This window comes from Mesorhizobium sp. M7A.F.Ca.CA.002.15.2.1 (assembly GCF_003998715.1).
GTDB lineage: Bacteria > Pseudomonadota > Alphaproteobacteria > Rhizobiales > Rhizobiaceae > Mesorhizobium > Mesorhizobium ciceri.
Genome location: NZ_RZPI01000268.1, coordinates 1 through 6915, shown reverse-complemented (window position 1 = coordinate 6915; position 6915 = coordinate 1). Strand labels below are relative to the sequence as shown.

7 protein-coding genes are annotated in these 6915 nt (G+C 63.4%); 1 reads left to right on the top strand and 6 read right to left on the bottom strand.

Annotation, left to right across the window (positions count from 1 at the left end; all coding sequences use genetic code 11):
- Window positions 1-218: 218 nt before the first annotated feature.
- The 3 genes from ENZ74_RS16490 to ENZ74_RS16480 form a co-directional block, all read right to left on the bottom strand.
- Window positions 219-1079 carry an NlpC/P60 family protein gene (locus tag ENZ74_RS16490; RefSeq protein ID WP_063170457.1) on the bottom strand — a complete coding sequence of 287 codons (861 nt, stop codon included), beginning with the start codon at window positions 1077-1079 and terminating at the stop codon, window positions 219-221.
- A 26-nt stretch (window positions 1080-1105) separates the two neighbouring features.
- Window positions 1106-1456 carry a MarR family winged helix-turn-helix transcriptional regulator gene (locus tag ENZ74_RS16485; RefSeq protein WP_013533675.1) on the bottom strand — a complete coding sequence of 117 codons (351 nt, stop codon included), beginning with the start codon at window positions 1454-1456 and terminating at the stop codon, window positions 1106-1108.
- Window positions 1457-1528: 72 nt separating this feature from the next.
- The gene (locus ENZ74_RS16480; RefSeq protein ID WP_063169999.1) at window positions 1529-2893 is read right to left on the bottom strand and encodes a M17 family metallopeptidase; all 1365 of its coding nucleotides are present in this window, start codon (window positions 2891-2893) and stop codon (window positions 1529-1531) included.
- Between the two features lie 116 nt (window positions 2894-3009).
- Between ENZ74_RS16480 and ENZ74_RS16475 the strand changes: the two genes are divergently transcribed.
- Window positions 3010-3831, top strand: a complete 822-nt coding sequence (locus ENZ74_RS16475) for a tetratricopeptide repeat protein (RefSeq protein WP_013533677.1) — start codon at window positions 3010-3012, stop codon at window positions 3829-3831.
- A gap of 90 nt (window positions 3832-3921) precedes the next feature.
- Here ENZ74_RS16475 and ENZ74_RS16470 read toward each other — a convergent pair whose 3' ends face one another.
- From ENZ74_RS16470 to ENZ74_RS16460, 3 genes are all read right to left on the bottom strand, one after another.
- On the bottom strand, window positions 3922-4944 hold the full coding sequence (locus tag ENZ74_RS16470) for a type II secretion system F family protein (RefSeq protein WP_013533678.1): 1023 nt from the start codon (window positions 4942-4944) through the stop codon (window positions 3922-3924).
- A gap of 9 nt (window positions 4945-4953) precedes the next feature.
- Window positions 4954-5967, bottom strand: coding sequence for a type II secretion system F family protein (locus ENZ74_RS16465; RefSeq protein WP_013533679.1), 1014 nt, complete (start codon window positions 5965-5967; stop codon window positions 4954-4956).
- 29 nt (window positions 5968-5996) lie between these two features.
- On the bottom strand, window positions 5997-6915 hold a 919-nt coding region (locus ENZ74_RS16460), incomplete at its 5' end, for a CpaF family protein (RefSeq protein ID WP_164761054.1).

The window sequence follows — 6915 nt, the reverse complement described above, 5'->3', positions numbered from 1 at the left end:
GGCGCGGCTCAACTGTCACCCGCCAGAGGTAGCGCGACGGCGCGCGAACGCCAAGGAAAATCGGAACAAAAGGTGATCGAGGTGAGCTTTCCTCGCCCCGGTACGGGGAGAGGATGCCGGCAGGCAGGTGGGGGGCGGCGCGAACCTCTCAATGCTGGCGCTGTCCCTCATCCGCCCTCGGGCACCTTCTCCCCGTGAACGGGGCGAAGGAAGAAAGGCTACGGCCTCCTGAACCCTGTCGGGCCACCATAGAGATAACCGATGCGGTCAACCGCATCCTTCAGGCCTTCGCGCGACACCAGCATGGTGTGGCCGTTGGCGTGGATCATCGTGTCGGCATCGGTCATGACGGCGACATGGCCCTTCCAGAACACCAGATCGCCGCGTCGCAAGCCGGAGAAATCAGGTCCCGGTTCCAGCGGCTCGCCAAGGGCCGCAGCCTGCATGTCGGAATCGCGCAGCACGTCTCTGCCGGCCATGCGCATCGCCAGTTGCACCAGCCCCGAACAGTCGATGCCGAAACCGGAAGTGCCACCCCAGAGATAGGGTGTTCCTAGAAACGCCTCGGCAACCGCGACATAGTCGGACACAGCTTCACTGAGCGGCCGCAGGTGACCTGCGATCAGCGCCTCGCCGGACGGCAGGACCGCATAGTGCGTACCGCGCGTCTCGGCCGCCTCCGTCACTGTCACCGTCGATCCCATCGACAATTGTCCGGCGATCGGAAAGCGCAGATCCGGCGCGGGATAGAGGAAGGTGCGCGGCACGCAGACGATGTGCGTCGGCGTATGGTCCCGTTTGCCCAGCATCGTGTCGGCGACATAGCCGACATAGCCGTCGCGTTCGGCCTGGACCCAGGCCCAGCCTTCAGCGACATCGAAGACCAGGACATCGTCGCCGAACAGGGCTTGCGTGTTGACGCCGGCATCCGCCCGCGGCGCCTTGCGCATATCGGCCACTGACGCGATGACCCGCGCCGGCCGGCCGGCGACGAAGCGGTCAGCGGCGACCTCACCCTTCAGCCGTGCATCGGCAAGGTCCGAGCGAAAAGCGTGAAGGCGGGCATCCCTGGCAGTCAAATCGAGCACTCTGTTGAAAAGGTCGCTCACATCGGCAGTTCGAGCGCCTTGGCGATGATACCATCGCCGAAGCGCTCGACAAAGAGCGCGCCCTCGACCGTGCGCCTGATCAGAACATTGCGCTTGTCGAGCTCGTCGCGATGGCGCGAGACGAGTTTCAAAGCGCCCATCGTGTCAAGGGCGCGGGTGATCACCGGCTTGGTGACATTGAGCCGGGCGGCGAGCCCGCGCACGGTGTGCGGCGGCGGATCGAGATAGATGGTGAACAGGATTGCCGTCTGGCGCATGGTCAGATCGGGCGCGTCGTCGCGCACCTGCGACAGCATCACCTGCTGCCACAGTCGCAAGGCCTGGCTCGGGCGCATCGCAATCGACATCGCGCCAGCATGACGGCAAATTGTTTCGGTTCCGTTTCAGTCAAAGCGATTGCCGTCTTTCGCCTGCGACTGTCAGCCATAGCGTTTCGCGATGATCCGCTCCAGCGCGCGGATGCCCTGTGCCTCGCCGCCGGCGGGGCCATGCGGACGATCAGCCGGATTCCAGGCGAAGATGTCGAAATGCGCCCAGCCCGCGGTTTTTTCGACAAAGCGCTTCAGGAACAACGCCGCTGTGATCGAGCCGGCGAAACCGTCCGTGGTGACATTGTTGATGTCGGCGATCTTCGACGACAGTTTTGCATCGTAGGGCCGCCACAGCGGCATGCGCCACAGCGGATCCTCCGTCGCGACGGAAGCCTCCGCCAGATCGGATGCCAGCGTTTCGTCGCCGGTGTAGAACGGTGGCAGATCGGGGCCGAGCGCGACACGGGCAGCCCCGGTCAGCGTCGCCATGTCGACCAGAAGCTGCGGCTCCTCCTCGTCGGCCAGCGCCAGCGCGTCGGCCAGCACCAGCCGTCCCTCGGCATCCGTGTTGCCGATCTCGACAGTGATGCCCTTGCGGCTCATCAGCACGTCGCCAGGCCGGAAGGCGTTGCCGGCAATCGAATTTTCCACCGCGGGAATGAGCACGCGCAGCCGCACATTCAGCCCGGCAGCCATGATCATCGAGGCGAGGCCAAGGACATTGGCGGCACCGCCCATGTCCTTCTTCATCAGCAGCATGCCGGACGATGGCTTGATGTCGAGGCCGCCCGTGTCGAAGCAGACGCCCTTGCCGACCAGCGTCACCTTCGGTGCGTCTTGCTGTCCCCATCGCATGTCGATCAAGCGCGGTGCGCTGGTCGACGCACGGCCGACCGCATGGATCATCGGGAAGTTCCGGTCGAGGAGATCGTCACCCTTGATCACCGAGACTTCGGCCTTGTGCCTGGCGGCCAGGGTCCGCACCGCCTGCTCCAAATCTTCCGGACCCATATCGCTGGTCGGCGTGTTGACCAGATCGCGTGTCAGGAAGACGCCATCGACAATGCGGCGAACGCGCCCGGCATCGACGTCGGCCGGCAGGCCGAAGCGCAGCGCCCTGCCTGGCTTCTTGCCGTAGCGGGTGAAGACATAACCGCCGAGCAGCAGCGCGATCGCCGCGAGTTCGGCCTCGGCCGGCGCCAAGGCGAAATGCCAGTCGCCTTCCGGCAAGGCTTTCGACAATGCGCCGAGGGCAAGCGCGCCTTCGCCATCGCCGATACCGAACAAGGCGCCGCCGAGCGCCCCGTTTTCGCCGGGCACGACCAGTGTCCTGCCTGCCTCGCCGGAAAAGCCGTTGGCCCTGGCCCAGGCGATGGCGGCCGGCGCAAGACCGGCCGCGTCCAGACCGTCCCTGGCGACCAGATGGACCGGCAACGCGCCCGGCAATGTCTTCCCGACGAGTTCGACAGGCATGCGATGTTCTCCGTGTGAGTCGCCGTTCTTAACCGTCCGTTAGGGTTAACAGAATATTTCTGCGAGAGGGAAGACGGCCACGCAATGGCCGCGCATGAATGGAGGCTTAGGGTGCCATGCCGACCAACCGCAGGATCAATATCAGGGGAAAACGGCTCATCACCATGGCTCTTGTGCTGGCGCTGACGGCGGGCGTCGCCGGTTGCGGAACCGACAAGCTCTCCACCGGCTCTATCGCACGCACCAGCGGCAAACCGCTTGAAAGCATGTCGGCCGGCGAACTGCACAATGCCACCGGCGCACTTGGCCAATCCTACGCGAAGAACCCCAACGACAAGCGGATAGCGACGAACTATGCGGCGGCGTTGCAGATGGATGGCGACGCCGACCAGTCGCTGGCCGTGATGCGCAAACTCGCCATCGCTTTGCCCAAGGATCGTGACGTGCTTGCCTCCTACGGCAAGGCGCTGGCCGCCAATGGCCAGTTCGAGGCGGCGCTCGACGCCGTGCGCCGCGCTCAGACACCGGAATATCCCGACTGGAGGCTGGTGTCGGCGGAAGCGGCCATTCTCGACCAGACCGGCCAGAAGGACGATGCGCGCCAGCTTTACCGCAAGGCGCTCGACCTCAAGCCGAACGAGCCTTCCGTGCTCTCCAATCTTGGCATGTCGTATGTGCTGGAAGGTGATCTGCGCACCGCCGAAACCTATATGCGCTCGGCCGCGCAACAGCCGAATGCGGACAGCCGGGTCCGCCAGAACCTGGCGCTGGTCGTCGGCCTGCAAGGCCGGTTCGACGAGGCCGAGAAGATCGCCTCACAGGAACTGTCGCCCGAACAGGCGCAGGCAAATGTCGCCTATCTCAGGCAGATGCTGGCCCAACAGAACGCCTGGAGCCAGCTCAAGGACCAGGACAAGCCGAAATCCGCAACCAACTGAGACCACAATTCCGATGCCCCAACGAAGAGGCCGCGTTGCATGCAGCGCGGCCTCTTCGTTTGAAGTGTACTGCAGGAATTTGCCTTGCCGCTACTGGGCGTTTGTTGCCGGCGCCGCATGATCGCCGAAGATACCGCGTTGGCTGACCTGAATGCCGGCGGGACCCAGGATGATGGCGAAAAGCACCGGCAGGAAAAACAGGATCATCGGCACGGTAAGTTTTGGCGGCAGGGCGGCCGCCTTCTTCTCGGCCGCATTCATGCGCATGTCGCGGCTTTCGGCGGCAAGCACGCGCAGTGCATGCGCCACCGGCGTGCCGTAACGCTCGGCCTGGACGAGCGCCTGCGACACCGACTTGACCGAATCCAGGCCGGTGCGGCTTGCCAGGTTCTCGTAGGCCTGCTTGCGCTCCGGCAGATAGGAAAGCTCGGCATTGGTGAGGATGAACTCTTCCGCCAGCGCCACCGATTGCGCGCCGATCTCGTCGGCGACCTTGCGCAATGCTGCTTCCACCGACATGCCCGATTCGACGCAGATCAGCATCAGATCGAGCCCATCCGGCCATGCCATCTGGATCGACTGCTTGCGCTTGGTGGCGCGGTTGTTGACGTAGATGACCGGCGCGTAGAAGCCGCCGTAAGCAACGAGGATGCAGACGAACAGCCTGATGACCAATGGCTTGTCGGGCAGTCCTCCGAGCACGAAGATGTAGATTGCGGCCAGCGCGAAACCGACAAAAGGAAGCACGAGACGAAAGAAAAGAAACCGCGTCAGCGGATTCTGTCCACGAAAACCGGCCACCTTGAGTTTCTGCAAGGTGCCTTCATCGGCGAGCGCGCGTCTCAGATCCAGCCGGTCGACGATGTTGCGCATGCCGATCGACTGTTCCTCACGCAAGCCCTTGCGACGGCGGTCGGCCTCGACCGCAAGCCGGGCGCGCTGTTGCGCACGCAGTTCGTCGCGCTCCAGCGCAACGGATTTCATGCGTGACTTGAGCTGGTTTCCGCCAAACGCCGGCAGCAAGGTGAAGACGGTCGCAAACACCGCTATCGCGACCAGCATCGCGATCAGGAAGCTCGGATCCGTCAGGGTCTTGATGACTTGCTCGGTCATGCCAGCATCCTAGACTTCGAAGTTCATCATCTTGCGCATCACCAGGATGCCGATCGACATCCAGACCGCAGAGCAACCAAGGATCAGGTTTCCGACGCTGGTGTTGAAGAGCGGCATCAGGTAGGCCGGGCTCGACAGGTAGACGAGAAAGGCGACGATGAAGGGCAGCGCACCGATGATCGCGGCGGATGCCTTCGCTTCCATCGACAGCGCCGCGACCTTGGCTTTCATCTTCTTGCGATCGCGAAGCACGCGCGAAAGATTGCCCAGCGCCTCGGAGAGATTCCCGCCGGCTTGCGATTGAATCTGGATAACGATGCCGAAGAAGCTTGCCTCGGTGCAAGGCATGGTTTCGGGCATGCGCAAGGTCGCGTCGGGGATAGAGAGGCCCATCTGCTGTGAATCGACGATGCGGCGAAACTCGGTCTTCACGGGTTCGGGCGATTCGTTGGCGATCAGGCGCACGGCATCGTTCAGCGGCAGGCCGGATTTGACCGCGCGCACGATGATGTCGAGCGCGTTTGGAAATTCGTTGAGGAATGCCTTGACCCGGCGGGCGCGGCGAAACGTGACGAACCAGCGCGGCAGGCCCAGCCCCCCGGCCAGCAGCACGCCCGGCAAGGCGATCAGCGGGGCTCCGGCCACGAAAGCGGCCATCGTCAAAACGATGCCGCATATTGCGGAATATATATAGAAACGCTCGATGGTGGTCTTGAGGCCGGCCTGACGAAGCTGGGCTTTCAGCGGCGGCTTCTTGACGCGGCTGTCCTTGGTTTTCTGCTTGGCGTCGAGTTCGTTGAGAGAATCCTGAACCGATTTGCGCCGCTTGGCGGCTTCCGCCACGCGGTCGCGCGAGGCCTTGACGACGGAGCGATCCGTCTCGGCGGTCCTGATTGTTTCGAGCCGCTTGCCGACCTGTTTCTCGTTGCTGATCCGGGTGAACAGAAATGCATAAGCGACGGCGCCGGCGCTGAAGCCGGCGAGCACGACAAACGCCAGTACTGTGCCGTCAATTCCAAACATTGGCCCGAACCCTTACACCCCAGCAGACGTCAGTCAGCGCGTTTCTCCATCGCCTCGAGCGCAATGGCGAGACGCTGCTCCTCGCCGTAATAGCGTGCACGCTCCCAGAAATGCGGACGGCCGATGCCGGTCGATACGTGCTCACCCAACAGCCGGCCGTTGGCGTCCTCACCCTTGATGTTGTAGAGGACGATATCCTGCGTGATGATAACGTCGCCTTCCATCCCGATCACCTCGGTGATGTGGGTGATGCGGCGCGATCCGTCGCGCAGGCGCGCTGCCTGGATGATCACGTCGATGGAGCCGACGACGATTTCGCGCACTGTCTTCTGCGGCAGCGAATAACCACCCATGGCAATCATGGATTCAATGCGGTTCAGGCATTCGCGCGGGCTGTTCGAGTGGATCGTTCCCATCGAGCCGTCATGGCCGGTGTTCATCGCCTGCAGAAGATCGAACACTTCGGGTCCGCGCACTTCGCCGACGATGATGCGCTCGGGCCGCATGCGCAGGCAGTTCTTGACCAGGTCGCGCATCGTCACCTCACCCTCACCCTCCAGATTGGGCGGGCGGGTTTCGAGGCGCACCACATGCGGCTGCTGCAATTGCAGCTCGGCCGAGTCTTCGCAGGTGATGACGCGCTCCTCGCGGTCGATATAGTTGGTCAGGCAATTGAGCAGCGTGGTCTTGCCCGAACCGGTACCGCCCGAGATCACGATGTTGCAGCGAACACGGCTGATGATCTTGAGAACTTCGGCGCCCTGCGGCGAGATGGCGCCGAACTTGACCAGTTGGTCGAGCGTCAGCTTGTCCTTCTTGAATTTGCGGATGGTGAGCGTGGCGCCGTCGATGGAGAGCGGCGGCGCGATGACGTTGACGCGCGAGCCATCGGGGAGGCGCGCGTCGCAGATCGGGCTGGATTCGTCGACGCGGCGGCCAACCTGGCTG